The 26,278-nt window shown below is 49.7% G+C and carries 27 protein-coding genes; 9 read left to right on the top strand and 18 right to left on the bottom strand.

Annotated elements, in window-relative coordinates; translation table 11 throughout:
• Positions 1–59: 59 nt before the first annotated feature.
• Positions 60–1,196 (bottom strand): aldo/keto reductase, encoded by a 1,137-nt coding sequence (locus DXB83_RS11385; RefSeq protein WP_243108917.1) that lies wholly within the window; start codon positions 1,194–1,196, stop codon positions 60–62.
• Positions 1,197–1,554: 358 nt separating this feature from the next.
• On the opposite strand from DXB83_RS11385, the gene DXB83_RS11380 reads away from it, so the two are divergent.
• Positions 1,555–2,643 (top strand): MFS transporter, encoded by a 1,089-nt coding sequence (locus DXB83_RS11380; RefSeq protein WP_118697651.1) that lies wholly within the window; start codon positions 1,555–1,557, stop codon positions 2,641–2,643.
• A 73-nt stretch (positions 2,644–2,716) separates the two neighbouring features.
• Here the strand turns inward: DXB83_RS11380 and DXB83_RS11375 are convergent, their stop codons facing one another.
• From DXB83_RS11375 to tsaE, 5 genes are all read right to left on the bottom strand, one after another.
• On the bottom strand, positions 2,717–3,715 hold the full coding sequence (locus DXB83_RS11375) for an alpha/beta fold hydrolase (RefSeq protein ID WP_118697650.1): 999 nt from the start codon (positions 3,713–3,715) through the stop codon (positions 2,717–2,719).
• A gap of 46 nt (positions 3,716–3,761) precedes the next feature.
• Positions 3,762–4,004, bottom strand: a complete 243-nt coding sequence (locus DXB83_RS11370; protein WP_022462249.1) for a hypothetical protein — start codon at positions 4,002–4,004, stop codon at positions 3,762–3,764.
• Between the two features lie 168 nt (positions 4,005–4,172).
• Positions 4,173–4,628, bottom strand: a complete 456-nt coding sequence (rimI, locus tag DXB83_RS11365; RefSeq protein WP_179965869.1) for a ribosomal protein S18-alanine N-acetyltransferase — start codon at positions 4,626–4,628, stop codon at positions 4,173–4,175.
• Positions 4,625–5,377, bottom strand: a complete 753-nt coding sequence (gene tsaB, locus DXB83_RS11360) for a tRNA (adenosine(37)-N6)-threonylcarbamoyltransferase complex dimerization subunit type 1 TsaB (protein ID WP_117804712.1) — start codon at positions 5,375–5,377, stop codon at positions 4,625–4,627. Before tsaB ends, rimI begins: the two co-directional genes overlap by 4 nt.
• A 117-nt stretch (positions 5,378–5,494) precedes the next feature.
• On the bottom strand, positions 5,495–5,914 hold the full coding sequence (gene tsaE / locus DXB83_RS11355) for a tRNA (adenosine(37)-N6)-threonylcarbamoyltransferase complex ATPase subunit type 1 TsaE (protein WP_022462246.1): 420 nt from the start codon (positions 5,912–5,914) through the stop codon (positions 5,495–5,497).
• 245 nt (positions 5,915–6,159) lie between these two features.
• Here tsaE and DXB83_RS11350 point away from each other — a divergent pair, with 245 nt between their 5' ends.
• From DXB83_RS11350 to DXB83_RS11315, 8 genes are all read left to right on the top strand, one after another.
• Complete coding sequence (locus DXB83_RS11350; RefSeq protein WP_022462245.1) at positions 6,160–7,368, top strand: aspartate kinase; 1,209 nt, start codon at positions 6,160–6,162, stop codon at positions 7,366–7,368.
• Between the two features lie 150 nt (positions 7,369–7,518).
• Complete coding sequence (locus DXB83_RS11345) at positions 7,519–8,037, top strand: peptidylprolyl isomerase (RefSeq protein ID WP_055227969.1); 519 nt, start codon at positions 7,519–7,521, stop codon at positions 8,035–8,037.
• A 2-nt stretch (positions 8,038–8,039) separates the two neighbouring features.
• Positions 8,040–8,570 (top strand): GNAT family N-acetyltransferase, encoded by a 531-nt coding sequence (locus DXB83_RS11340; protein ID WP_022462243.1) that lies wholly within the window; start codon positions 8,040–8,042, stop codon positions 8,568–8,570.
• Between the two features lie 470 nt (positions 8,571–9,040).
• The gene (locus DXB83_RS11335; RefSeq protein WP_022462242.1) at positions 9,041–10,300 is read left to right on the top strand and encodes a saccharopine dehydrogenase family protein; all 1,260 of its coding nucleotides are present in this window, start codon (positions 9,041–9,043) and stop codon (positions 10,298–10,300) included.
• A gap of 4 nt (positions 10,301–10,304) precedes the next feature.
• The gene (gene nspC, locus DXB83_RS11330) at positions 10,305–11,438 is read left to right on the top strand and encodes a carboxynorspermidine decarboxylase (protein WP_118697649.1); all 1,134 of its coding nucleotides are present in this window, start codon (positions 10,305–10,307) and stop codon (positions 11,436–11,438) included.
• Complete coding sequence (gene aguA, locus DXB83_RS11325; protein ID WP_118697648.1) at positions 11,410–12,540, top strand: agmatine deiminase; 1,131 nt, start codon at positions 11,410–11,412, stop codon at positions 12,538–12,540. The genes nspC and aguA overlap by 29 nt, the downstream gene beginning before the upstream one ends.
• Positions 12,537–13,415 (top strand): N-carbamoylputrescine amidase, encoded by an 879-nt coding sequence (gene aguB, locus DXB83_RS11320; protein ID WP_117760667.1) that lies wholly within the window; start codon positions 12,537–12,539, stop codon positions 13,413–13,415. The genes aguA and aguB overlap by 4 nt, the downstream gene beginning before the upstream one ends.
• Before the next feature lie 63 nt (positions 13,416–13,478).
• Positions 13,479–14,876, top strand: a complete 1,398-nt coding sequence (locus DXB83_RS11315; protein ID WP_118697647.1) for a Na+/H+ antiporter NhaC family protein — start codon at positions 13,479–13,481, stop codon at positions 14,874–14,876.
• 74 nt (positions 14,877–14,950) lie between these two features.
• Here DXB83_RS11315 and atpC read toward each other — a convergent pair whose 3' ends face one another.
• From atpC to DXB83_RS11255, 12 genes are all read right to left on the bottom strand, one after another.
• On the bottom strand, positions 14,951–15,352 hold the full coding sequence (gene atpC / locus DXB83_RS11310; protein ID WP_022462237.1) for an ATP synthase F1 subunit epsilon: 402 nt from the start codon (positions 15,350–15,352) through the stop codon (positions 14,951–14,953).
• A 14-nt stretch (positions 15,353–15,366) separates the two neighbouring features.
• Positions 15,367–16,767, bottom strand: a complete 1,401-nt coding sequence (gene atpD / locus DXB83_RS11305) for a F0F1 ATP synthase subunit beta (protein ID WP_117802068.1) — start codon at positions 16,765–16,767, stop codon at positions 15,367–15,369.
• Positions 16,768–16,802: 35 nt separating this feature from the next.
• The gene (atpG, locus tag DXB83_RS11300; protein ID WP_055220552.1) at positions 16,803–17,669 is read right to left on the bottom strand and encodes an ATP synthase F1 subunit gamma; all 867 of its coding nucleotides are present in this window, start codon (positions 17,667–17,669) and stop codon (positions 16,803–16,805) included.
• Positions 17,670–17,687: 18 nt separating this feature from the next.
• Positions 17,688–19,217 carry a F0F1 ATP synthase subunit alpha gene (atpA, locus tag DXB83_RS11295; RefSeq protein WP_055220549.1) on the bottom strand — a complete coding sequence of 510 codons (1,530 nt, stop codon included), beginning with the start codon at positions 19,215–19,217 and terminating at the stop codon, positions 17,688–17,690.
• A 9-nt stretch (positions 19,218–19,226) separates the two neighbouring features.
• The gene (gene atpH / locus DXB83_RS11290; RefSeq protein ID WP_118697646.1) at positions 19,227–19,766 is read right to left on the bottom strand and encodes an ATP synthase F1 subunit delta; all 540 of its coding nucleotides are present in this window, start codon (positions 19,764–19,766) and stop codon (positions 19,227–19,229) included.
• Positions 19,763–20,266 (bottom strand): F0F1 ATP synthase subunit B, encoded by a 504-nt coding sequence (atpF, locus tag DXB83_RS11285; protein ID WP_022462448.1) that lies wholly within the window; start codon positions 20,264–20,266, stop codon positions 19,763–19,765. The genes atpH and atpF overlap by 4 nt, the downstream gene beginning before the upstream one ends.
• A gap of 37 nt (positions 20,267–20,303) precedes the next feature.
• Positions 20,304–20,582 (bottom strand): ATP synthase F0 subunit C, encoded by a 279-nt coding sequence (gene atpE / locus DXB83_RS11280; protein WP_022462449.1) that lies wholly within the window; start codon positions 20,580–20,582, stop codon positions 20,304–20,306.
• A 50-nt stretch (positions 20,583–20,632) separates the two neighbouring features.
• Positions 20,633–21,394, bottom strand: coding sequence for a F0F1 ATP synthase subunit A (locus DXB83_RS11275; protein ID WP_022462450.1), 762 nt, complete (start codon positions 21,392–21,394; stop codon positions 20,633–20,635).
• Between the two features lie 166 nt (positions 21,395–21,560).
• Positions 21,561–21,983, bottom strand: coding sequence for a hypothetical protein (locus DXB83_RS11270; RefSeq protein WP_117509356.1), 423 nt, complete (start codon positions 21,981–21,983; stop codon positions 21,561–21,563).
• Positions 21,984–22,087: 104 nt separating this feature from the next.
• On the bottom strand, positions 22,088–22,372 hold the full coding sequence (locus DXB83_RS11265) for an AtpZ/AtpI family protein (RefSeq protein WP_055227958.1): 285 nt from the start codon (positions 22,370–22,372) through the stop codon (positions 22,088–22,090).
• A 267-nt stretch (positions 22,373–22,639) separates the two neighbouring features.
• Positions 22,640–25,237, bottom strand: coding sequence for an alpha-L-rhamnosidase (locus DXB83_RS11260; RefSeq protein WP_118697666.1), 2,598 nt, complete (start codon positions 25,235–25,237; stop codon positions 22,640–22,642).
• Between the two features lie 411 nt (positions 25,238–25,648).
• Positions 25,649–26,227, bottom strand: a complete 579-nt coding sequence (locus DXB83_RS11255; RefSeq protein ID WP_118697645.1) for a nitroreductase family protein — start codon at positions 26,225–26,227, stop codon at positions 25,649–25,651.
• Positions 26,228–26,278: the final 51 nt, after the last annotated feature.

The following is a 26,278-nucleotide window of genomic DNA, read 5'->3' as shown; positions in this document are numbered from 1 at the left end:
AGAGTATTCCGGGGAGCCTTTTTCTAAAGCATATGCAAAAGCGGATATTCGCAATCCTCTTATTCCGTCACCGGCACGTCAAGCTTTTCGGACGCTTCTTTTAACAGGTCAATGATCGGCAGATGCTGCGGGCATACACTCTCACACTGACCGCACTGCACGCAGTCTTCTGCTTTTCCCGATGTTTCCAGCAGCTTTTTATAATAATTTTTCGCGCGGTCTTCTTCTCCATACAGGCGGATGGTATTCAATGCCTTGAACACATCCGGAATCGCGATTCCCATCGGACATCCGTCGCAGCAGTAACGACAGGCGGTACATGGAACCGCCGGACTCTTTTTCAGCGCTTCCTGTGCTTTGGCGATCACTGCTTTTTCTTCCTCGTTTAACAGTACAAAATTTCGGAAGGTTTTGATATTATCCTCCATCTGTTCCTCGTTTGACATACCGGAGAGCACGGTTGCAACACCCGGGAGGGAAGCCGCAAAGCGGAGTGCCCAGGACGCAATCGATGCATCCGGATGAACACGTTTCATCTCTGCTTCAATCTCTTTGCCTGCTGATGCAAGGGAACCGCCCTTTACCGGCTCCATAACAAGGAACGGCATATCGTATTTCCGAAGCACCTCATACAGACGTCCGGACTGGATCAGCGGATTGTCCCAGTCAGCATAGTTCATCTGGATCTGGACAATTTCAACCTCCGGATGCTCGGAGAGAATCTTGTCAAGCAGCTCCGGCGTTCCGTGGAAGGAGAAACCAAAGTGTTTGATCAGTCCCTCTTCTTTTTTCTTCTTGGCCCAGTTGAAACAGTCGTATTTCACATAGCCTTCATAGTTTGCGCCGTCTTCTACGCTATGCAGCAGGTAATAATCAAAGTAGCCTGCTCCGGTGCGCGCGAGCTGATCGTTGAAAATGCGGTCACGGCCTTCGATGCCCTCGTCCATCATCCACTGCGGAAGTTTGGTTGTCAGAGTAAAGCTTTCTCTCGGATGACGCTCTACCAGCGCTTTTTTCACGATGCTCTCCGATTTTCCGCCGCAGTACATATAGGCGGTGTCAAAATAGTTCATTCCGGAGGCAAGGTACGCATCGACCATTTTACAGATCTGCTCCAAATCCAGTTCTCCGTCCTTCTCCGGAAGGCGCATCATGCCAAATCCTAATTTCGGCATTTTTGTTACATCTACACTCATGTTAAAATATCCCCTTTCTTTTCCGCAGAAAACCTTCGTTTCCTCAGTATTGTTGAAAAAATTGTAGCATTAAAGTATACTTGAAAGTCAATAGTTTTTTTTATTTTTGTCAAAATTTTTCTTTGACTTTTTCCGTTTCCGGTGGTATTCTGATAAAAAATTATGATTACAAAAGGAGTAGCACTATGATCTGGAAAAACCAGTTTCTTCACCTCACAAATGGCGATGTTTCAGCTGTTTATGGGGATAGTGCGCTCTTTTTTAAGTAAACTTCACATCTTGTATTCTTAAAATCACACAGAAAATGCACGTATCTCCCCATCAGAATTTTACTATATTTTGACAAGGAGATTTTTTTATGTCTGAGAAAAATACCAGAAAACAAATACGAACTTTATATCTTATGACCACGGTCGGCTATTTTCAGATTGCGGCGGCTTCGTGGGTTGCACTGCTCGCACTCCGTGGATTTTCGCTGCTGCAGATCGGGATGCTCGAAAGTATTTTCCATATCGTGAGCCTCTGCTTTGAACTCCCCTCCGGCGTTGTCGCCGATGTTTTCGGGCGACGGAAAACGCTGATTGCAAGTCAGGTGGCCGCCCTGATTTCCGGTACGCTGATGATTTTTTCCACCGGCTTTGCCACAACGGCGCTTGCGCTTGGATGCAGTGCGCTCAGCTATAACCTTGCATCCGGCACACGGGAGGCACTTGCGTATGACAGTCTGAAGCAGAACGGGGACGAAGGATTTTATGCCCGTTTTTCTTCTACCGAAATGATGCTGTACCGTATCACCAATTCCACCGCAACGCTCTGCGCAGGCCTTGCCCTGTGGCTGGGATACCGGCGCGCGTATGCGATTGATCTCTTCTTCGGGCTGATTGCGCTTGGCATTTCATTCCGCCTTACGGAAGTAAAAACGGACGCAACACCAGTTCATTATCCTGTTGGACAGGAAATCTTTTCGGTTGTGCAGGAAAGCTGGCAGTTTCTTGTCCGTGAGAAAAAAGCAAGAAATATTATGCTGGTGAACGCACTCATCGGTGCCGTTTCTACGCTGGTTCTCTTCTTTTTACAGGCGAAGCTGCCACTCACCGGCATGAACAGCGCGCTGCTTGGACCTGCCCTCTTCGTGATGGGACTCGGCGCGGCACTGGGATCGCGGATGACGGCATACTTTCACAAATACCGCTACCGCGCGATTCTGCTGTTTGGCACGATCGGTGTACTTTTCGCCTTTCTTATGAGCTTTACCGGACTGCCGGCCCTTATGGTCTTCGGCGGATTTATCGGATCCTTTTCCGATGATTTTCTTGAAGTCCGGACCGATATTCTGCTCAATGACATGATCCCGTCCAGGCAGCGGGCGACGCTGATGTCGGTGAACTCGTTTGTCTTTTCTATGATTATGATCGTCCTTTCCACCGTATTTGGATGGATCATGTGATCGTCAAAAATTTACTTTCATTGAAAAACGCTCATCAGTTTTTTTGCTGATGAGCGTTTTTTTCAAAAAATGATCAAACACCGCCGCTCCCTGCCGGAACGCCGTCCGGGGTCTGCGGAGGTGTGCTTCCCCCCTCCACATTCTCCACCACTTTTTCTTTCTTCAACCACTTCCAGACATCGCCATATACGCGGTACTTCTCTTTCTCGTTCAGTATTTCATGCCGCATTCCCGGATACAGCTTTCCTCTGACATTGCGGTACCCGATCAGCCGCATATGGTCGATGGATTTTTTAAAGCGCCGCACATTCACATAACACGGATCATCCCCGCCGGACAAAAACAGCACCGGCAGCTTCCGGTTTGTGCAATGCCATCCATGAAATCCATACGTCTCCTTCAGCAGATCATTCAGCGCAAAAAAAGCATCATCCGAAAACGTAAAGCCACAGAGCGGATTTTCTTCATACTCCCGCACCACCTCCGGGTCCGAACAGCACCAGGCGAACCGGCTCTTCTCATCCGCAAACCGCGCCGCAAACGATCCAAACGACATCGCCTCCAGAAGATTGCTCCGATGCCCATCCCCGAGCACCGCCGCTTCCGCGTGTCCTACAGCCGCCCCCAGCGGCCGCAGATAATTTTTGCTCGGCGAACCGCACACAATCAGCGCATCCAGCTCCTGGTCGTGTTCCTTCGCGTATGCGCGCACAACCAGGGATCCCATACTGTGTCCCATCAGAACAAACGGAAGATCCGGGTACTTCTTCTTTGCCCACTTCGTGACAAGAAACAGATCCTCCACAAGTCCTGCGCCGCCTGCGCCGTACATAAATCCGAGGTCCTGCTCCGACTTCACACTCTTTCCGTGCCCGCGGTGATCATGAATCACACACACTACACCGTGTTCCGCCATAAACTCCATAAACGGCAGATACCGCTCCTTGTATTCGCTCATTCCATGGCTGAGCTGCAGAAGCGCCGTCCGCTGTACGCCCTCCTCCGGCTCCACCACAAGCCCGTCAAGCATCAGTCCATCCACCTTCGACTGAATCGTAAAACCTCTTTGCATTGCACCTTCCCCTTTCTTCCAGAACGATGCCGAACTGCCCGAAATTCTAAACCTCCGTGTCCTCCGAAATTTCCGGCGGAACCGCAAACGACAATGTAATCCGATCGTAGCACTCCTCGCACAGATCAAACTCATGCTTTTCCAGGTCCTTCCCGGAAAAGTACCCCCACGTCGTGTCGACCGAGCAGATCCCCTCCAGCAGCATTCCATTCTGTATTTTCATGCTTTTTCCGCAGCAGTTACACACCGCCGCTTCCAGCTCATTTGTGTTTTTGTTGTATTTCCGCATTTTTCTTCCTCCCGTGTATCAAAAAACGTTTCTTTCTTCGTTCCTGACACAAAACAGAAATCAGATTCTCCTGTGTCCTGTCGATTGTAACACATCTTTCCCGCCATTCCTACTGGGAATGAAAGGAAAGTCCTGTGCGTTAAATGCGTATACAATAACAATTTCTCTCTACCTCTTCGGAACCGATTCATCCGTCCGGCTCATCAGTACTGCGTCCTCCTTCGGGAGATCGTAGTACCCCTTCCTGAGGCCGTCCTGCACAAAGCCAAGACTCTCATACAGATTCCGCGCCGGCGTATTGCCGATGCGCACATCCAGATGAATCACGCGCACCTTTCTCTCCTGCATCCGACGGAACAGCTCTTCCATCAGTGCACGGCCGATGCCGCGTCTTCTCGCTTTTTCTGCCACGCAGACATTTGTGATCTCACTCTCATCAAAGGAAATCAGGATTCCGAGATATCCTAAAATTTCACCGTCCTCCTCTGCTACAAGAAACAGTGCGTCGTCACGGATCAGAAATGTAAAAAATCCGGTTTCTGTCCACGGAATCGAAAAGTTGGCCTCCTCAATCGGCATCACCTGCTCCAGATCATCGATCTGCATTTCACGGATTGTGATCATTCGCTTTTTTCTCCGTTCTCCTGTTTTTTCACCACATCGGCATGCTTCACAGATTCCCGCTCCGCTCTTTCACGCTCCGCCTGCGATTTTCTCAGGTATTCCGGCTCGTGCTCTTCTGCCGTCTGAATCTTACCTTCTTTGTAATAAACCTCAGCCAGTGCTCCGACGGCTGCCGCTCTCTGGCGGTTGACGTGTGCCGGTGCAAAGGAAAACGGAATCGTCAGCAGTGCCTCTAATTTTTCCCGGTAAACCGCAACGCCGTCCCCGAGGAAAATCACTTCGTGGTCGAGGCAGTTCAGGCCCTCCGCCAGTGCCTCAATGCTCATCGTATCCTGTTCCCAGACCGTATCGAGACGATGATCCGTGTAGCAGTAAACTCCGGTATAGACCTGGTTTCTTCTCGCATCCATGATCGGGCAGACAAATTTGTTAGTATCCCAGATATTGTACGCGATTGCCGCCGTCGTTGGAATGGAAATCAGTGGTTTTTCAAGTGCCAGACCAAGTCCCTTGGCTGTTGCAGAACCGATGCGAAGACCGGTAAACGAGCCCGGACCTCCGGCAACTGCAATCGCATCGATCGTCGAAAGATCCAGCTCTGTCATGTTCGAGATTTCATCCAGCATCGGAAGCAGAGTCTGGGAATGTGTTTTTTTATAATTTACGGTGTATTCCGCAAGCAGTGTGTCATTTTCAACAACAGCCACCGAAGCCACCAGGCCGGAGCTGTCCAGTGCAAGTATTTTCATAATTTTTTGTTTCCTTTCCGATATTTCCTTCCTGTGCAACTCATTTTGGCAGTCTGCCGGAAACAGGAATCTTTACGATTTCCTTTTGTTTTTCCACCACATTCAGGATTTTTTCTTTTATTCCACCGTAATTTTCCGGTAATCAAACCCTTTTTCGAGGTCTTTTTCTATCGTAATCGAAATCGCACCCTCCGGGATCAGCTCTTCAATCAGTTCTGCCCATTCGATCAGGCAGACACCCTCACCGAAAAAGTAATCATCGTATCCGATTTCTTCCATTTCTTCTATATCACCGATCCGGTAAACATCGAAATGATAAAATGGCAGGCGCCCTTCGGTATATTCCTGAATAATGGTAAATGTAGGACTGTTGACTGCCTCTGTGATGCCAAGTCCTTTTGCAAAGCCCTGCGTCAGAACGGTTTTTCCAACACCAAGGTCTCCGTTTAATGTATAAATCTGGCCCGGCTTCGCCGCTTTTCCCAGCTTTTCGCCAAGGGCAAGCGTCTCCGACGCAGAATTTGTTTCTATGATCATATGCTTTCTTCTCCTCTTTTTCTGCCTATCATTTTAACACAAACAAAAAGGTAATACAACCGCAGAACGAAACCGCTTTTCCTTGTGCTTTTCCTTGCTTTTTCTATCTGTTTTCGCTATACTATGTATCAGAGTTTCGCGGCCCAAAAACGTCCCACTCCTGTTTTTTCGGCCCGGAAAACGCGGTAAAACACGCTCTGCGCTTTTGTCCGCGTAAATCAAAAAGGAAAGAGATCAAAACTGTTATGCTGACTGTAATGAAATTTGGCGGAAGCTCCGTCGCAGATCTTGCGCACATCCGCAATGTAGCACAGCGCTGCATCGAAAAACAGCAGGCCGGAAGCCAGGTCGTTGTCGTTCTCTCCGCGATGGGAAAAACGACGGACGGACTGATTGCAACCGCAAAACAGATTACGGAAAAACCGTCCCGCCGCGAGATGGATATGCTTCTTGCCACCGGTGAACAGGTTTCCGTTTCCCTGATGGCCATAACCATGATTCAGATGGGCGTCAGTGCTGTTTCTTTAAATGCCTGGCAGGTACCGATGCACACGACCTCCGATTATCAGAACGCGCGCTTCAAACGGATCGACACCGAGCGCATCCGTAAAGAGCTGGATGACAACAAAATTGTCATTGTCACCGGCTTCCAGGGGATCAACAAATACGATGATATCACAACGCTCGGACGCGGCGGCTCCGATACGACTGCGGTTGCCCTCGCTGCAGAGCTGCACGCGGATGTCTGTGAAATCTACACGGATGTAGACGGCGTCTACACCGCAGATCCGCGGATTGTACCGAATGCGCGCAAAATGGAAGAGGTAACTTACGATGAAATGCTGGAGATGGCTTCGCTCGGCGCAAAAGTCCTTCACAGCAGATGCGTGGAAATCGCAAAAAAATACGGCGTGGAACTTCTGGTCTGCTCCAGTCTGAACCGGAATTCCGGAACGATGGTAAGGGAGAAAACCAAAATGGAAAAAATGTTAATCAGCGGCGTGGCTGCCGACAAAAATGTGGCAAAAATCCGTGTTGCAGGCCTTGGCAACGATCCGGAGAGCACGTTCCGCCTCTTAAATTTACTGGATCGGAACAATCTGAACATCGATGTCATGATCCAGTCACTCGGAAAGGACGGCACAAAGTCCGTTTCCTTTACCGTTGCAAAGCCGGATATGCTGCGCACGATCGATGTGCTGAACGACAATAAGGATTCGCTCGGCATCAAAAAGCTGGATTATGATGAGAACGTGGCAAAGATTTCCGTCATCGGAGCCGGTGTCCGCTCCCATTCGGGCGTGGCTGCCAAAATGTTCGGCGCGCTCGCCAATGCAGGAATCAATACCGAGATGATTACCACCTCAGAAATCCGCATCACTGCCCTGATCGACGAAGCATACGCAGATCAGGCAATGCGTGCGATCCATGAGACATTCCTGGAGCGTGTCTGAAAAAAAGGGGGAACCCCTTTGATACCAGATTGCTACGTGCTTTGCACTCCGGCAATCATCAAAAACATTCGTAATCCGCCCATTTTTCTTCGAAAAATGGCTGCTTACGTCTTATCAAGAAATCGTTTAAAAATCAGGAGGAAAACAATGATGTCTAACCCAATCGTTACAATTACTATGGAAAACGGCGATGTGATGAAAGCAGAGCTTTACCCGGAAATCGCCCCGAACACCGTAAACAACTTCATCAGTCTGGTAAAAAAAGGCTTCTATGACGGCCTGATCTTCCACCGCGTCATCCCGGGATTCATGATCCAGGGCGGAGATCCTGCAGGCACAGGCGCCGGCGGCCCGGATTACTGCATCAAGGGTGAGTTCTCCCAGAACGGATTTGAGAACAACCTCGCACACACCCCAGGCGTTCTCTCCATGGCACGTACCATGTTCCCGGACAGCGCAGGAAGCCAGTTCTTCATCATGCACAAAGCTGCTCCGCATCTGGACGGCGCATACGCTGCTTTCGGAAAAGTAACAGAAGGCCTGGAAGTCGTAGATAAAATCGCATCTGTCAACACCGACTACAGCGACAAACCGCTGCAGCCGCAGAGAATGGCTACCGTTACCGTTGAGACCTTCGGCGTCGAGTATCCGGAACCGGAGAAATGCTAAGGATGAACGATGAACTGATGTTAGTTGAACCGTCGGAGGAATACTTCGCCGAGCTCGCCGCCTACCGGAACGATTTTCTGGAAAACAGCGATTCCATGGACGGCTGCGGACCGCTTCGCCGGTTTGATGATATGAAGGCGTATCTTGAAGATACCATGCGGTATACCAGAGAGGAGACTCTGCCGGAGGGCATGGTTCTCGCAACACAGTTTCTGTGCATCCGCAAATCAGACAACCGCCTTGTCGGCATGATTCAGGTGCGCCACTACCTGAACGATTTTCTGCGCACCTTTGGCGGCCATATCGGCTACTCCGTCCGCCCGTCGGAACGCAGAAAAGGCTATGCCTCCTGGATGCTGAAAAATGTGCAGCCGTACTGCAAAAGCCTCGGCCTTTCCGAAATTCTGGTCTGCTGCCTAGATACCAACGAGGGAAGCCGCAGAACGATCCTGAAAAATGGCGGCCGGTTCGACGGCACCGCTTATCGTGCCGATGAAAACAAAACACTGGAGCGTTACTGGATCACCCTGTGATTTTTAATCTTCCATTTCGCATAGCTCTGAATAGTTTCACAAATTTTTCTTGACATCCATGTCATTTCACTTTATAATTTGGAACTGCAAGCGAACAATTCTGTTCTTATGCAAAATATATGCCCCTGGTAAAAAACCGACGGACAGGCAGGGGTAGTTGCCGAGCGTGGTTAAGAGCCACATTATTGATTGCGTTAAAAGCGCAAATTTTATGAGTTGATTACTTTATAATCGATGCTCTACGACGAGCACATCATCTTATGAAACGGTCAATAAGAGTACGTGACTATATATTTCTGCATAGGAAAACAGGGAGAAGCTTGGATTTTTGTCCATCCCCTGAAGTTTGCACAATACGATCATGTATAAATTTCGATTTTTAGACAGATGATGCACGTCATCTGTCTTTTTTTCGTGCTTATAGCCAAAGATGAACCCAACACCATTTTCTGAAAAAGGAGAACCAAACAATGTCAAAAGTTATGATCATCGGATGCGGCGGTGTTGCATCCGTAGCCATTCACAAATGCTGCCAGAACAGTGAAGTATTTTCTGAAATTATGATTGCAAGCCGCACCCTTTCCAAGTGCGATGCTTTAAAAGAAAAGCTGGCTCCGACCACAAAAACCATTATCACAACAGCAAAGGTGGATGCCGACTGCACAGAAGAATTAATCGCCTTAATCAAACAGTATCAGCCGGATGCCGTATTAAATCTGGCTCTTCCTTATCAGGATCTTACCATTATGGATGCCTGCCTTGCATGTAAGGTTCCTTACATTGATACTGCAAACTACGAAGCAGAAAACACGGATGATCCGGCATGGCGTGCGATCTACGAAAAGAGATGCGAAGAGCTTGGCTTTTCTGCTTACTTTGATTACTCCTGGCAGTGGGCTTATATGGACCGTTTCAAGGAAGCCGGCATCACCGGTCTTCTCGGAACCGGCTTTGACCCTGGTGTCACCAGCGTTTTTGCAGCCTATGCACAGAAACACTATTTCGATGAAATTCACACGATTGATATTCTGGACTGCAACGGCGGCGATCATGGATATCCGTTTGCAACCAACTTCAATCCGGAAATCAACCTCCGCGAGGTATCCGCTCCCGGTTCTTACTGGGAAAACGGCCACTGGGTGGAAATTCCGCCAATGTCGATCAAACGGGAATATAACTTCGATGAGGTAGGCGAGAAGGATATGTATCTTCTTCATCATGAAGAAATTGAGGCTCTTGCCAAAAACATCCCGGGCGTAAAAAGAATCCGCTTTTTCATGACCTTCGGCCAGAGCTATCTGACTCATATGAAATGTCTGGAGAATGTAGGACTTCTCTCTACCACTCCGATTACCTTCAACGGGCAGCAGATTGTACCGATCCAGTTTTTAAAAGAGCTTCTCCCGGATCCTTCCACTCTTGGCCCGCGCACCGTGGGTAAAACCAATATCGGCTGTATTTTTACCGGTATCAAGGATGGAAAAGAAAGAAGCATTTACATTTACAACGTCTGTGACCACCAGGAATGCTACCGGGAAGTAGAGTCTCAGGCAATCTCCTACACCACCGGCGTTCCGGCTATGATCGGAACCATGATGGTCGTGAACGGCCTCTGGAACAAGCCGGGTGTCTACACCACAGATGAATTCGATCCGGATCCGTACATGGAAGCACTCAACAAGTGGGGTCTTCCGTGGAAGGTCGTAGAAAATCCTGTTTTAGTAGATTAAGCCTATGTATAAGATAAACGAACTGCCAACTCCCTGTTTTGTCATTGATGAAGGCAAACTGGAAGAAAACTTAAAGATCCTGCACCAGGTAGAAGAACGCACCGGTGCAAAAATTCTGCTGGCTCAGAAATGCTTTTCCTGCTTTTCGGAATATCCGCTGATTGGAAAATATATCAGCGGAACAACTGCCAGCGGACTCTATGAGGCGCGGCTTGGAAAGGAAGAAATGGGGCTGGAGAATCATGTGTATTCTCCGGCCTACCGCCCGCAGGATATGGAAGAGCTCGCACAGATCTGCGATCACATTATTTTCAATTCAGAAAAGCAGCTCCGAACGTACCTCCCTGTACTTAAGGCTTCCGGAACCGCAAAAGCCGGACTTCGCATCAACCCGGAATGCTCCACGCAGGAAGGCCATGCGATTTATGATCCCTGTGCGCCCGGCTCCCGCATGGGCATCCGCGCCTGCGATTTTACAGACGAACTGGCTGATCTTGTGGACGGTCTTCATTTTCATACCCTCTGTGAACAGAATTCGGATGATCTGGAAACCACGCTGCGCGCCGTGGAAGAAAAATTCGGCAAGTGGCTTTTTAAAATGAACTGGCTTAACATGGGAGGCGGACATCATATCACCCGTGAGGATTACGATATCGAACGCCTGATTTCCTGTATCAACCATATGAAAGAAACGTATGGTCTTCAGATTTACCTGGAGCCCGGGGAAGCATTTGCCTTAAACGCAGGCTACAATGTCACAGAAGTTCTCGATATTGTCGAAAATAACGGAAAAATTTTAATTCTTGACACTTCCGCCGCCTGCCATATGCCGGATGTGCTTGAGATGCCGTACCGCCCTCCGCTCAAAGGCAGCGGACTGCCCGGAGAAAAGCCTTATACCTACCGCCTTTCCTGCAATACCTGCCTGGCGGGCGACGTAATCGGCGAATATTCCTTCGATTCCCAAATCCGGATCGGTGACAGACTGTATTTTGAAGATATGGCGATTTATTCGATGGTAAAAACCAATACCTTTAACGGAATCCCACTCCCTTCCATCGCGGTGATGGACAAAGCTGGAAACTGCCGAATGATAAAGGAGTTTGGATATGAAGATTTCAAAAACCGATTGTCTTAGAACCCCAAAAGCCGATGGCTTTTACATGCCGGGCGAATTTGAGCCCCATGAAGGCACGCTGATGATCTGGCCGTGGCGCCCCGGTTCCTGGAATTACGGGGCAAAAGCGGCCAGAACGGCATTTGCAGAAATTGCAGAAACAATTGCCGCTTATGAGCAGGTCTATCTCTTCGTCCGGCCACAGGATAAAGCATCGGCACAGGAACTGCTTTCCTCCGAGCGGATCCATCTGATCGAAGCCCCGACAGAGGATGCCTGGGCGAGGGATACCGGCGCTACGTTTGTGGTCAACAATCAGGGCGGGCGAAGAGGCATTCAATGGGAATTCAACGCCTGGGGTGGTCAGTATGACGGTCTGTACTCCCACTTTGAACATGACCGTGAGGTTCCGGAACGAATCTGCAATTTTCTCGGAGATTCCTTCTATAATGCCCGCCCCTTTGTTCTGGAAGGCGGTTCCATCCATGTTGACGGGGAAGGAACCCTGCTTACTACCGAAGAATGTCTGCTGAGTCCGGGACGCAATCCTTCTCTTACAAGAGCGGAAATTGAAGAAAAGCTGCGTCAGTATCTTTCGGTTGAAAAAATCATCTGGCTGCCTTTTGGTATTTACAACGATGAAACCAACGGCCATATTGATAATATGTGCTGCTTTGTAAAGCCCGGAGAAGTTCTTCTTGCCTGGACAGATGACGAAAACGATCCTCAGTATGCCAGAAGCAGGGCCGCTTTTGATCTTCTCTCCCATACCGTTGACGCGAAGGGCCGAAGCTTTGTGATTCACAAGCTGCCCATTCCAAAGCATCCCATCTGTATTACAGAAGAAGATCTTCTCGGCTATGATTTTGAAGCTGGCGAAGACCAGCGGGAAGCCGGCAAACGTCTTGCCGCCAGTTATATCAATTTTTACCTTGCCAATCACTGTGTCCTTCTTCCCCGGTTCGGCGATGAAAACGATACCGTGGCTGCAGAAATTCTCGGAGAATGCTTCCCCGATCGACGAATCTTTCCGATCGATGCACGCGTCATTCTGACCGGCGGAGGCAATATTCACTGTATTACCCAGCAGATTCCGGCAAAGAAAAGAGGAAACAGATTATGAGAAATATAAAAATTGCCGCACTGCAGTTTTCATGCTGCAGCCAGGTACAGGAAAATATAGACAAAGCAGAGACCATGGTCCGTGAAGCCGCTTCCAACGGCGCCAATCTCATCCTTCTTCCTGAATTATTTGAAAGACCGTATTTTTGTCAGGAAAAGCGATACGATTATTATGATTATGCCCTGCCTTTGACAGAAAATCCCGCTGTCCGGCGTTTTCAGGCCGTTGCCGGAGAACTTGGGGTCGTGATTCCGGTCAGCTTTTATGAAAGGGATGTTCAGCGCCTGTTTAATTCCATTGCCATGATTGATGCAGACGGATCCATTCTTGGCGTTTACCGCAAGACCCATATCCCGGACGATCATTTTTATCAGGAAAAATTCTATTTCACTCCGGGAGATACGGGATTCAAAGTCTTTGAAACACGTTTTGGAACCGTCGGCGTCGGCATCTGCTGGGATCAGTGGTTTCCGGAAACAGCACGATGCATGGCCGTTCAGGGTGCTGAAATCCTGCTCTATCCTACCGCTATCGGAAGTGAGCCGATCCTGAATGTAGACAGCAGCGGGCACTGGCGACGCGTCATGCAGGGACATGCGGCCGCAAATCTTGTTCCGGTTGCTGCTGCAAACCGGATTGGTACTGAAACCGTAATGCCCTGTGAAGAAAATGGCGGCCAGTCCTCTTCTCTTACTTTCTACGGTTCTTCCTTTATTGCCGATGCAACCGGTGAACTCGTGGCATCTGCCGGAAGAGATACCGAGGAAATCCTGTATGCTTCCTTCGATCTGGATGGCCTGCGTGAAGAACGTTTTTCCTGGGGCCTTTTCCGTGACCGGCGGCCGGAAACCTACCGTATCATGACGAAACAGTAAAGCCCCGTCGCTTCCTACAGCGGTACGCTGCATCACATATTCTAACTACAAAGGAGAACCGCTATGCAATATGGAGTTTTATGTCTGCTGCCGCCTGCAGCGATGCTGATTTTTGCATTAAAAACAAAAAAATCCTTCGAAGCTCTGATTTTTGGAACCCTGGTTGCCTATCTCATCATGTATAAAGCGGCTTTTATCGAACCCTGGTGTGATCTGCTGCTTTCAGAAATCAGCAACGCAGATAACCAGTATATTCTTCTTCTCTGCGGACTGTTCGGAGGCTTCATTTTCCTGCTCCGCGAGGCAAAAGGAACACTTGGTTTTTCCAACCTGTTAAGCCGTTTCTGTAAAAATGAACGGATCACCATGATGATGTCGGTATTTCTCGGAATCATTATTTTTGTCGATGATTATCTCAACATCATGACCGTTGGAACCTGTATGAAGGATGTCTGTGATAAACGAAAAGTCCCACGCCAGGCCCTTGCCTATATCATTGACTCAACCGGTGCACCTGTCTGTGCACTGATTCCCTTTTCCACCTGGGTAGTTTTTTATTCCGGTGTTTTTATTCAGGAACCGGGCATTCTCAATATGGGCTTTTCCACCGGTATGAGTGTTTACTTAAAAGTGCTTCCTTATATGTTTTATCCCATGGCTGCACTTCTGGTTGTCATTCTGTTTGCCTGCAAACTGATGCCAAAGCTCGGAAAAATGAAAGATGCCTATACCGATCTGGAAAAGAAAGAGCAGACACCGGAGCATCCCAAAATGCACAATGCCCCTTCCGTCGACCTTGCCATGGCCGGAATGAGCGTTGATTACCCGCCCGAAAATACCAATACCGGAAATATACTGGATTTTCTGATCCCTATTGGCATTCTGATCGGTGTGACAGTAGCCACACAGGATATGATGCAGGCGATTATTCTTGCTCTTGCTTCCTGTATGATTCTTTATCTTCCGCGGAAGAAAATGACCTTTACGCGGTACGTGGAACTGTTTTTTGCCGGCTTTGCAGATATTCTTCCGGTTCTCGCCATTCTTCTTGCATCCTTTATGATCAAGACTGCCTGCGGCGAAATGGGACTCTCGGAATACGTCATCAACCTGTGTGTTCCGTATATGAATGCCAAAACACTGGCAGCTATTATTTTTGTTGTCATTGCAGTTCTGACCTTTGTCACCAGCTCTTTCTGGGGAATTGAGGCCGTAGCCGTTTCCATCGTTGTTCCGCTTGCCATCGCCCTTGATGCTAATGTACTTCTGGCGCTTGGCGCTGTCGTATCCGGCGGTGTTTTCGGAAGCCATGCATGCTTCTATTCCGACGCAACGGTTCTTTCCTCCGCGACCTGCGAGATTGACAATATGTCACATGCCGTGTCGCAGTTTCCTTACGTCCTGATCAGTGCTGCTCTCGCCGTAGCAGGATTCTTAATCTGCGGAATTTTTGCTCTTTAAAAAGCACCCTTAAAATAAAAAAAGTCTTCGACGATCGGATTTTCCCAGATTCGTCGAAGGCTTTTTTTGTTTTTTTATTCTTTTACACTCAACCGCACCAGCGCACGCTGCAGCTTGGCTTCGGCAATACGGTATTCTTTGTCCGTCAGACCGCCGTTTGCCAGCGCCTGCTCGGCCCTGTGTTTGGCAGCCTCGGCGCGCTCTGCATCAATATCCTCTTCCCACTCCCAGGTCGTTGCCAGGACACGGCAGACCCCGTTCATCATGGAAAGCATTCCGCCGATGCAGGCGGCATTTCTTCTCGTTCCGTCCTCCAGCACAATATGCGCCTCGCCCATACCGAGTGCAGTGCAGTAATTGCAGTGCCCAGGCAGAATTGCCAGGTCGCCGCTGATGGTTCTGCAGACAACGCGCGCTACGTCACCCTCATAGAGAAGTCCGTCCGGCGTGCCGACACGTAAAGGAAATGTACTCATACGTCATTCCTCCTTTACTGATTCAGTGCTTTTGCTTTTTCAAATACCTCGTCGATGGTACCTGCAAACAGGAAGCAGCTCTCCGGAAGATCGTCGCACTCGCCATCGAGGATCATGCGGAATCCGCGCAGGGTTTCTTTTAACGGCACGTATTTTCCTTCCATACCGGTAAACTGCTCCGCTACCGAGAAGCTCTGGGACAGGAAACGCTGTACCTTACGGGCACGGCTGACCGTCAGCTTATCCTCCTCGGACAGCTCGTCCATACCCATGATGGCGATGATATCCTGCAGCTCTTTGTATCTCTGCAGCACCTGCTGTACGGCACGCGCTACCTCATAATGCTCATGACCTACGATTTCCGGTGTCAGAATACGACTGGTAGAATCAAGCGGATCAACGGCCGGATAAATACCCTGGCTGGAAATTTCACGGGAAAGTACCGTCGTGGCATCCAGATGGGTAAATGTCGTTGCCGGAGCCGGGTCGGTCAGGTCATCGGCCGGCACATAAACAGCCTGTACCGATGTGATGGAACCCTTTCTCGTGGACGTAATACGCTCCTGCAGTGCGCCCATCTCGGTTGCCAGCGTCGGCTGGTATCCTACTGCGGACGGCATACGGCCAAGCAGAGCCGAAACCTCGGAACCTGCCTGCGTAAATCGGAAAATATTATCAATGAACAGCAGCACATCCTGATTTTTCACATCACGGAAGTATTCTGCCATGGTAAGGCCGGAAAGTCCGACACGCATACGCGCTCCCGGCGGCTCGTTCATCTGTCCATAGACCAGTGCTGTTTTATCGATAACACCGCTCTCTTTCATCTCGTTGTAAAGGTCATTTCCTTCACGGGTACGCTCTCCGACACCGGTGAAAACGGAAAGTCCGCCGTGCGCCGTTGCCACGTTGTGGATCAGCTCCATGATAAGGACTGTTTTTCCAACGCCGGCACCGCCGAACAGACCGATTTTTCCGCCCTTGGCATACGGGCAGATCAGGTCAACGACCTTGATTCCGGTTTCGAGGATTTCCGTTGCCGGAACCTGTTCCTCATAGGACGGCGGATCGCGGTGGATCGGCCATTTTTCTACTGTTTCCGGTGCCGGCTTATTGTCTACGGTCTCACCGAGCAGGTTGAACACGCGGCCTAAGCACTCCTCTCCGACCGGAACGGCGATCGGGCCGCCCGTGTCGACTGCTTTCGTTCCGCGGACAAGTCCATCTGTGGACTTCATGGCAATGCAGCGAACCATGTTGTCGCCTGTCTGCTGCGCCACTTCCACAACCAGCTTCTCGCCGTGGTTGTCTATCTCGATGGCATTCAGAAGTGCCGGCAGCTCTCCTTCCGGAAAACGGATGTCCAGAACAGGACCCGTTACCTGCACAACCTCGCCAATGTGTTTTTCACTCATTTAACGACTTCTCCTCACTTTTCTTGTTTCCACTCTTACACGCCTTCCGCACCGCCGACGATCTCCGTGATCTCCTGCGTAATGCTTGCCTGACGGGCACGGTTGTAATACAGATTGAGCTGTTCAATCATCTCCTCTGCATTTCCCGTTGCCGCCTCCATTGCGGTACGGCGTGCCGCAAGCTCACTTGCCACACTCTCACAGATACCGCCGTAGATCAGGCCGCCTAAGTATTCCGGCACAATCGCTTCGAATACCTCGACACCGTTTGGCTCATACAGGATCAGATTCCGGATTTTTTTCGCTTCCGGATCCTCTCCGTCCTCTTTTGCAATGTCAATCAGAGGCAGGATCGGCACGGAAACCGGCATCTGCGACAGCATCGACACGAATTTCGTATAGCAAAGCTCCACATGTCCGAAGGTCCCTTTCCGGAACTCACGGCACAGTGCGCGCGCGATCTCAAAGCTGTCTGCCACGGAAAGATTTGCGATCTCGGCAAAGCTGTCCGTCAGAATGTCCAGCTTCCGGGATTTCGCATACTCCACTGCCTTTTTGCCGACCGGAACCACACAGATCTCTTTTCCTTTGGCATCTGCCTCAAAGCATCGGAACAGATTCGCGTTGTATCCGCCCGCAAGGCCGCGGTCTCCGGCAACCAGCACGTAGCAGCATTTCTCGTTTTTTGCCTCTTTTGCATAAATGGAATAAAATTCCGTGTTTCCTTTTGCAATATCCTGCAAAGTGCGGTACAGCTCCTGAAAATACGGACGGCAGGTATCAGCCCGCTCCTTCGCTTTTCGCAGCTTGGAGGACGCTACAAGTTCCATCGCCTTGGTAATCTGCATCGTGCTTTCGACACTTTTGATCCGCAGCTTTACGGCTTTCATGTTTGCAGCCATAGGCTCCTCCTTCTTTCCTTATTTTGCAGGTCTTGTATTGATAAAGTTTTCGGTGTACGATTCGAGCGCACTTTTCAGCTTCTCTTCGGTATCTGCCTCGAGTTTTCCGGTTGCGGAAATCTCCTGCATCACGGCAGCACCCTCGGCATCGGTATCAAGCCAGGTATACAGTCCGTCCTCATAGGCGCGGACATCCTCAGCTGCAACCTTTGACAGAATTCCTTTCGTTACCGCATAAAGAATGGCCACCTGTTTTTCTACCGGAACCGGTGCATTCTGGTTCTGTTTTAATACTTCCACGATACGCACACCCTGCTCCAGACGCGCCTTTGTATCGGCATCCAGATCGGATCCGAACTGTGCAAAACTTGCCAGCTCGCGGTACTGGGAATAGATCAGTTTCAGAGTTCCGGCTACCTTCTTCATCGCCTTAATCTGCGCATTTCCACCGACACGGGATACGGATACGCCAGGGTTTACCGCCGGCATAACGCCCGAGTGGAACAGCTCTGTCTCAAGGAAAATCTGTCCGTCTGTGATGGAGATGACGTTCGTCGGAATATAGGCGGAAATATCGCCTGCCTGGGTCTCAATGATCGGCAGGGCCGTCATGGATCCGCCGCCGTGTTCATCGTCCAGCTTTGCGGCACGCTCCAGAAGTCTGGAATGGAGATAGAAAACATCTCCCGGATAAGCCTCACGTCCCGGCGGACGGCGGATCAGCAGGGAAAGTGCACGGTATGCAACCGCGTGCTTACTTAAGTCATCATAAATGATCAGCACATCTTTTCCCTGATACATAAAGTACTCGCCCATGGCACAGCCGGAATACGGTACGATATACTGCAGCGGGCTCGCTTCGGATGCCGTCGCTGCCACGACGATGGTGTACGCCATTGCGCCGTTCTTCTCAAGATTTTCTACTAAGGACGCTACTGTCGAACGTTTCTGTCCGATGGCAACGTAAATACAGATCACATCCTTGCCTTTCTGGTTCAGAATGGTATCGGTTGCAATCGTTGTCTTTCCGGTCTGACGGTCTCCGATGATCAGCTCTCGCTGACCTCTTCCGATCGGAACCATGGAATCGATCGCTTTAATACCGGTCTGCAGCGGCTGATTAACACCTTTTCTCTCACAGATGCCCGGTGCCGGGCTTTCAATCGGACGGTACTCTGCTGCCGTAATCGGGCCTGCGCCGTCGATTGGCTGGCCGAGCGCGTTGACAACGCGTCCGATCATGCCTTCTCCGACCGGAACCGAAACAACTTTTCCCGTTCTTTTTACAAGCTGTCCCTCGCTGATGTTCTCGCCGGAACCGAATAAAACGACAGATACGCTGTTTTCCTCGAGGTTCTGTGCCATTCCATAGCTTCCATCCTCGAACTCCAGCAGCTCGCCCGCCATGCAGTTCGAAAGACCGCTGGCTCTCGCGATTCCGTCTCCGACCATCAGAACGGTGCCTGTCTCATCCTGCCGGATCGCATTTTCATAATATTTGATCTGGCTGCGGATGACCTTGGATATTTCTTCTGGTTTCAGTTGCATGTTTTCCTCCTACACCACTGTATCGCTGATTCTTCTGGAAAGCTCGGACAAACGTCCCTTTACGGTTCCGTCAAACAGCTTTCCGTCGAGTTCTACGCGGACACCCGCCAGAACGGACGGATCGGTTTTCAGTTCCATCACGACCGTTTTTCCACTCATTGTTTCCAGTTTTTTCTTCAGAAGCTCTTCCTGTTCCTTCGACAGGGATGCTGCGCTCGTCACAACTGCCTCGGCAATGTTGTGCGCCGCAAAGTATCTGCGCTGAAACGCTTCCTGGCATCCGCCGAATTCCCGGAGAAGATTTTTTTCACACAGCAGTTTGATAAAATTGACCAAATACGGTTCCGCCTGGCTGCCAAATGCCGCGTCGATCAGCCCGATCCGCTCTTTTCGCGGAATCGAAGGCTCCGATAAAAGGCGCGGATACTCCGGATTTTCCCGGAACAGAGCTCGGATCTCCTTCATCTCGGAAAGGATTTCCTCCTCGAGATGCTCCTCTGCGGCCAGCTCATACAGGCTTCCACCGTATACTCTGGCAGTTTCTGTCATGATGCTTCACCTACATTCGATATAAATTCATCTATCAGCTTCTCATGGTCTTTTTCATTAATCTCACGTTCAATGACCTTTCCGGCAATATCCATGGCAATGCCGCCGATCTCGCCTTTGACTTCATTGACCGCTTTCTTTTTCTCCTGGGCAATCTCTTTTTCTGCCTTGTTTTTCAGGGCAGCTGCCTGTTCGGAAGCCTCTTTTACGATTTTCTCGCTCTGCAGCGTCGCTGTCTTTCTGGCGCTTTCGAGAATCTCGTTGGCCTTTGCCTTGGCCTCCTGCATATTCTGCTCATATTCCTCTTTGATGGCGTTGGCTTCTTTTTTTGCCGCCTCTGCGTCTGTGATCTCCGCATCGGCTGCCGCACGCCGTTTTTCCAGCATCTCATTGATCGGTTTGAAAAGGAACCGTTTGATCAGATACATCTGGATGAAGAGGTTGCAGATCTGTGCGATAAAAGTCCAGGGGACAATTCCTACCAGTTCCTGAACCTGCATAGTTTCTTTCCTCCTAGCAATCATTTACTCCTTGCAACTATTTCAGGAAGTTCATGAACATTCCCGGTGCTACGAAGATCAGAAGCAGGCCGGTTACGAAACCGTAAATACCTGTGGTCTCTGCGATCGCACAGCCAAGAAGCATCGTACTTGTTACATCACCTTTGCATTCCGGCTGACGTCCGATTGCCTCAAGTGCCTTTGCTACGGCGTTACCTTCACCGATACCAGGTCCGATACCTGCGATCAGGGAGCATCCTGCGCCGATTGCGCATCCTGCGAGAGCGATACCTTTTGCTAAAATCTGAAAATCCATCTTGTTTTCCTCCTGTATTTTCTTTTTGTAAACCTCATTTTTTAATCTCTTTAGCCTTCTTCTGCTGCATTCGCAATGTACATGACAGTCAGCATACAGAAAATAAAGGCCTGCATCACGCCGGAGAACCAGTCAAAATAGACCGACAGAACAGCCGGGACACCGACGTCCAGAATCGGGATCTGTGAAAGGGTTCTTCCGAGCACGCCGGGAAGCAGTCCCAGCAGCTTTCCGCTTGCCAGTGCCAGCGATCCGTAGATCAGGGCATTGATGACAACGCCGGAAAGAATGTTTCCAAAGTGACGGCACGCCATACTGATCGGCGTTGCGAGCTCCGACAAAACGTTAAACGGTGTCATAACCGCAATCGGAGTCGTGAAGCCCTTCAGATATCCGCCAAAACCGTTGGTTTTGATCTTCTGTGTGGTGATCATGATGAAAACCACAACAGCCCAGGCCGCCTCGGTGGAAAGATCTGCTGTCGGACTTCGAAGTCCGATCAGGCTGATCAGGTTCGAGACAACGCTGGTCGCGAAAAGCGCCGACACAAAAGGAATCAGATACCGGAATTTTTCTCCCATGTTGCCGATGACGAATTTATTTGCGGTCTCCACAATCATTTCTGCCACCGCCTGGCGTTTGGAGATGTTCCGTATCTTCAAATCTCTTGTGAGCCAGATGCAAAGTCCGGTAATGAGTGCCATTACAATCCAGCTTACCACCAGCGTTTCGCTGATCTGAATTTTCCCGAACAGCGGAAAATCGATCGGGATCGTAAAAAAGACTTTTGCACCGGAGATATCAACCTCCATTCTCTTTTCTCACCTCCTCTGTATGAGATAAAATAAAAAATTTGAACCTTTTGTCAAAGCGGATCTTCACAATCCGCTTCGCTGCTTGCTCATAACCGAATCGCTGCTTCGCTGTTTCGGTTTCAAAACGCCGTCCCGTCTTTGCGGCTTTCGCCAAAGATCAGGTTCAGCGCTTTATGCTGTTTTTTATGCCCTTCAGCTTGATGGCCGTTCCCGGAATTAAAAGCGGCAGGATTCCTGCAGCAAACTGGAAGCATGGAAGCACAATCGCCAGAACTGCCCAGAGCATCTGCATCAGGTTTCTCTGCGAATAGCTTGCCTGCATCCGCCGTTTTGCTCCCGCCTCGTCTGTCTCGGACACTGCTTTTTGTACTGCCATGCCCATCAGGAAAAAGTTCAGCACCGCAACGGCACCGCCTCCGATTCCCCCGAGGATCACCCGATAGTCAAATGGGATTTTTTCCGGCCAGATCAGGTGCAGGATCAGAAACCCGACCCACATCACAACCACGCCGACAACAGTATAGATGGCAACATTTTTCGTCTCCTTTTTTACGGCCGGCTGGACCTTGTCTCCGAAATTGCTCATATCGCCTTGTTTCCTTTCTAAGGGATTTTCCCCTTAAAATCAGTCTGAAATCTTTTCTCTGCCACTTGATCTTCGTCAACTGTGAAAACTTTTTCAGACACGTTCTAAATATGTCGGTTGAAAGACACCCGCTTTTTCTTCTTTTTTCCGTCCGGCTCCGTCTCGATGCGTTTCTGATGCCGCAGAACGCTCTGCCCGAATTTCCAGGCTGTCACGGCACCGCCTCCGATCCCAAAGAAAAAGCCGAGAAGATAAATCCATGTTCCAACCGAAAAGCGGTCGCAAAGCCACCAGCAGAGTGCCAGACAAAGAAAAAGAGGCGTCACAAGGGACAGTCCGAATTGTGTCAACATTGTGAGATTGGTAATCATCCCCGTCCACTTCTTCATATCCTGTCCCTTTCTGCCGTCTCTTTTTGTCAGACCCTCGGATCTGTGTCTTGTTTCATTTTTTTCAAAACACACTTCCATTTTTGTAACCGCTTAGTCAGATTGTACCATAACTTCCTTTATAAAACAAACGATTTTGTGCCTCTTTCTAATTATTTGTTTTTATTTACATTCTTTTCATAACAATCGGAACAGTTTTCTCATTTTGTCCCATTGCAGAATCGCAGCGTTCACCTCGCTTCTTATTTTTTGAAAAAAACTGCGGTTTTATTCCACACATACTGCCGTTTTTTCTTTCCAACCGGAAAGCTGATAGCTTACCTCATAGTGTCCCGGCTCCAGCAGGTATCTACCGTTTTCTTCTGATCCGAGCACTTCTGCAACCGCTTCTTTTTCACTTTTGGCAACCATTGGAAGTACGGCCTCTGCGGTACAGTCGAACGGAACATCCATGGTGATGGTCACGTGCTCTTTGTCGGAAAGCTCCCAGCGAATGCTGTACATTCCCGATGCAGAATCATATTTTGCCTCTGCATACCTCAAATCCCAGTTCAGCGTCGGTGCAAACTGTACGGTCCTGACACCCGGATGGGATTCCATCGTGTTGATGCCGGCAACGTGACGGAACATCCATTCCTGGATGGAGCCGTAAGCATAATGGTTCATACTGTTCATACTGATGCCGGAAATCGTACCGTCCGCAAGAAGGGAATTCCAGCGTTCCCAGACGGTAGTTGCACCAAGCTTAACCTCATAAAGCCAACCCGGAAATTCCTCGTTCAGCAGCAGTTCGTAGGCAAGATCATTCATGCCGTTGTCGGTGAGCACATTGTTCAGCAATGGTGTTCCGACAAATCCCGTCTTCAGTTTGTGGTTACTCTGCTCAAACAGCTTCAGAAGCTGCCGTTTTGTCAGCTCTTCGTTCTTTGACAGATGGTATTTCAGCGTCAGCAGCAGCGCCGTCTGTGTTTTGATGCAGCAGCGGCCTGTTGCGCTGTAATATTCTTCCTGTACCACAGCAAACTGCTCCTCGGACAGCTTCTGATACTTCTCCTGCTCCTCGCGGTATCCCAGCACACCGGCCGCTTTTCCCACGATTCCTGCGCTGATCGCATAATACAGGTTTGCAATAAACTCCTCGTCCGTTGCACCCATGACCTGCTCCGCGCCCTGTACCGGATTGTCCAGTGCCAGCCAGTCGCCAAAGTGGAATACATATCTCCAGCCATGGTTGTCCCCATCCACTTTCGTGATGTAGTCCACCCACGATTTCATGCTCACAAACTGATCTTCCAGAATGCTCTTGTCCCCGTAAAACAGATACAGATTCCACGGAATGATGCACGCCGCATCGCCCCAGACACACGCTGCATCCTCGACGCCGCACGACGGCACCACGTGCGGCACCTTTCCACCGAGCACGCTCTGCTCTTTTGCCATGTCGTACAGGTATTTTGCATAGAATGCATACGTATCTTCGAGATACATCGCCGTCGGCGAGAATACCTGCGCATCTCCCGTCCATCCCATACGCTCGTCACGCTGCGGGCAGTCGGTTGGAACATCTACAAAATTGCACTTTAAGCCCCAGCGCACATTGCTGATGAGCTGATTGACCAAATCACTTCCTGTTTTCATCCAGCCTGTCGCTGTGATGTTGCTGTAATAAGAAAGACCCGTGAAATCCTCTTTTTTCAGATCCGGAATGCCTTCGATCTTCACGTAACGGTAGCCGTAGAACGTAAAATGCGGCACAAGATCCATTTCGGTTCCATCGGAAATATAGATGTATTCGGATTTTGCACTCCGCAGATTGTCATTGTAGAAATTGCCGCGCTGCAAAATCTCACCTGTCTGAACATGAATTTTGGTTCCTGCCGGCACGTTGACATGCAGCTTGAAAATTCCCGTAAACTCCTGCCCCATATCGAAGACCAGCTCGCCGGCCGGAGTATGAAGCAGTTCTTTAGGTTCAAACGTCTCATGAATCGTCACCGGAAGGCTCATGCGTTCCGTCAGTTCTCCTTTTGGTGCCTCACAAAAAACCGCCTTCTCCAATGGCAGTTCCGACAGCGTGTCGTCCCGGTGCTCACCGTCGTAAAGATTCGAGAATGCAATTTTACTGCGCCGCACCTGCCACGATTCATCCGTGCCAATCACCTCTTCCGAACCGTCCGCATACGTCAGATGCAGCTCCGCAATCAGCTTCCACTCATTGCCGTAAAATCCCTTGTCCTCAAACGCACTGAATCCAAACCGCGCCTTGTACCAGCCGTTTCCAAGCAGCACACGGAGCATTCCCTGTTTTGAAACCTCCTCTGTCACATCATACGTCTGATACTGTACCCATTCATTGTAATCATTGCTGTACGGCGTCAGGTACTCATCCCCGACACGCTTCTCATCCACATACACCTCATACAGTCCAAGTCCGCAGACATACAGCCTGGCCTTCGCTACCTCTTTTGCCGGAACAATTTCTTTTTCAAAATATGGATGACGGTTCTCCTTACTGTCACAGGAAATCCATTTTCCTGTCCATGCTTCATTCCGTTTTCCGGTCTCAAAAAACTGTACTTCACTCACCGCCGTCTCCCCGGCATCACTGCCCGCTTCCACGTTCCAGTAATACCGCGTTCTCGGCTCCAGATCCAGCTTCACCGGATAGAAAAGACTGCTCGCCTTATCATCCTCTCCGGAATCAAACAGCAGATGCTCCATCGCTGCATCCGATGCTACACGGATTCTCGCATAGCTCTGTTTTTTTCCTTCCGCGTCTTTCACTTTCCAGGAAAAGACCGTTCTCTCCATTCGGAACCCCATTGGATTTTCCAGATGATTCACCTGTGCGTGATAAATTTTCATTTCAATATCCTCCTCCACCTTATTTTTGAAAATTCCCCCATTTTTTCTCATTTTATCATGATCCCTTTCGAGAAAAAAGGTTCTGTTTTGCAGGAAAAAACATCTTTATTTGCACCATTTCCTGCCCACCAGACATCTCCCGGATTGCCAGAAAGTATGGGACATTTTCCCTTTTTCGGGCTACACCGAAACTAATAAGAGCCTGTGCTTTCCTTTCCCCTCCGCCGCAGTGCGATCCTGCCCGGAGGGCTTTTTACTTTACAGGAAAATTCAACGAAGTTTCCTGTAAAGTAAAAAAATGCCGGATTCTTTGAACCGCCCCAAGAAATCAGATTTTTTAGATCTAACTTTTTAGGACGGTTCATCCGACATTTTTCCGGAATTTTCCGGCTCTATCTTCAGTTTCTATCTTCAGTTCAGCAATTCATCCGCCAGCGTTCTCTTCGGCACATAGTGCACATCGTTCTCATCCCGGTAATAATTCGTATTCCCATCCTCCGGCACATCTACCAGATGAATCTCCTCCGCCGGTTTTCCAAACGCCACAATCAAAAGCGGCCGGATCTCCTCTGGCAGTCCAAGCACTTCCATCACCTCGCCCGCCTGAAAATTCCCGATCATGCAGCCGCCAAGACCCTGCTCCACAGCCGCAAGCAGCATCGTCTGCGCCACAATCCCGACATCCTTCTGATACCGGTTCAGATTCTCATCAATCCTCTTATCCTGGCAGATCACAACAAAACCCGTCGGCCGTTTTCCCGGATGCGGCAGTACCATATCCGGCAGCGCCCGCGCCCACTTCGTCAGACCCTGCACCTTCTCCACTTCGTCCGGCTCCCACGCCAGAAAATACTTCAACGGCTGCTTATTCACACTCGAAGGACAAAGCCGCGCGCAATCCACAAACACTTCCAACGTCTCCCGCGAAATCCGCACCGACTCATCAAATCCACGATAACTCCTGTTCTTCAACACCAGATCCCTTAACATGTCCCATATCCTCCTGTCTCAAATTTACTTTCTACCACCCACTCTACCACA

The sequence above is a fragment of the Blautia sp. OM06-15AC genome, assembly GCF_003481425.1.
Classification (GTDB): Bacteria; Bacillota; Clostridia; order Lachnospirales; family Lachnospiraceae; genus Fusicatenibacter; species Fusicatenibacter saccharivorans.
Note: the sequence above shows the minus strand (reverse complement) of the source record. Positions and strands in the feature narration are given on the sequence as shown.